At 42.2% G+C, this 1,309-nt stretch carries 1 protein-coding gene and 1 other annotated feature; the gene reads right to left on the bottom strand.

What is annotated here, in order from left to right; all coding sequences use genetic code 11:
* Nucleotides 1–39 precede the first annotated feature (39 nt).
* Nucleotides 40–1,259 (bottom strand): IS3 family transposase gene (locus tag A7P55_RS03170; RefSeq protein ID WP_153567214.1). Its coding sequence is split into 2 segments (ribosomal slippage): nt 40–983 and nt 983–1,259, totalling 1,221 coding nucleotides; the frame shifts between segments, so codons are not numbered across the junction.
* Nucleotides 868–984 (bottom strand) — a sequence feature (AL1L pseudoknot). (Overlaps the previous gene by 117 nt.)
* Nucleotides 1,260–1,309: the final 50 nt, after the last annotated feature.

Here is a 1,309-nt window from a genome sequence, read left to right as displayed (position 1 = left end):
TGAACCGTACCGGGTTTGTCGGAGACTTTTTTATTTAAGTTAGGCCACCTGACCTAACGGGTTAATCTTATCATAGTACATTGCTTCAAACTCAAAAGGCGATACATAACCCAGTGCACTGTGTACACGCTTTTTATTGAACCAATCTACCCAGTTTAGTGTCGCAAGTTGTACATCTGCTAAACCTTGCCAATATGCTTTTAAATATTCAATCACCTCTGTTTTGTATAAGCCATTCACCGTTTCAGCCAAAGCATTATCGTATGAGTCACCCGTTGTACCGACTGAAGCTCGTAAATTTGCTGCTTCTAAACGATTGGTATAGCGAATGGAAAGATACTGTACGCCTCTGTCACTATGATGAATCACGTTCTTTGGCATGCCTCGATCATGCAATGCTTGCTCCAATGCATCCAGGACCATGTCTGTATTCATGCGTGTTGATACTTTCCATCCAACAATTGCTCGTGAGAAGACATCAATAATAAAGGCGGTATAGACCCAACCTGAATTGGTTTGAATATACGTGAAGTCAGCGACCCACAGGTGGTCAGGTTGATCAGCACTAAAATTCCGTTTCACTAAATCATCTGCTCGTTTTTGATCATCTCTGCTACGGGTAGTTTGTTTATTCTTCCCACGCCAAACACCTTGTATACCTAGCTTTTGCATCAATCGAGCAACTGTACAGCGTGCAATAATATAGCCTTCACGTTTCAGTTTTTGCCAAACTTTACGTACACCATATCGACCTGAACTTTCCTTCCAAATTCGTTTAATTTGTTCAGCATGATGCAAGTCATGTAAATCTCGTTTCGCTCGATGTTCTGGATTGTCCGCGAGATCTAAAGTCCGGTAATAGGTCGAAGGGGCGATCGGTAAAATCCTACAAATCGCCTCAACACCGTATAACGCTTTATTGTTATGGATAAAATCCACCATTATTTGTGTGGGCGGTCGAGCTCCGCCTGGGCGAAAAAAGCGGCTGCTTTGCGTAGAATTTCATTGGCTCGCTGCAGTTCTTTATTTTCGCGTTCAAGTTGTTTAATGCGTTCTTGGTCTGAAAGCTGCTGTACTTTGATTGGATTCTGTTGATTCAAATGCTTCTGATGCCAGGAACGTAGTGTTTCAGGAGTACAGCCAATCTTGGGAGCAATTGCTGTGATTGCAGCCCAAGTAGAAGGATAATCTTTTTCGGATTCAATCAATAATTGAACCGATCTTTCTCTGATTTCAGGGGTATATTTTAATTTTGTCATCGGGATAGTCTCTCAGAATATTGACTCTCCGACAAACCCGGTACGGTTCA

It is taken from the genome of Acinetobacter sp. Ac_5812 (assembly GCF_013072695.1).
In the GTDB taxonomy this organism is placed as follows: domain Bacteria; phylum Pseudomonadota; class Gammaproteobacteria; order Pseudomonadales; family Moraxellaceae; genus Acinetobacter.
The sequence above is the reverse complement of the archived record's forward strand: the minus strand, read 5'-3'. Positions and strand labels throughout refer to the sequence as shown.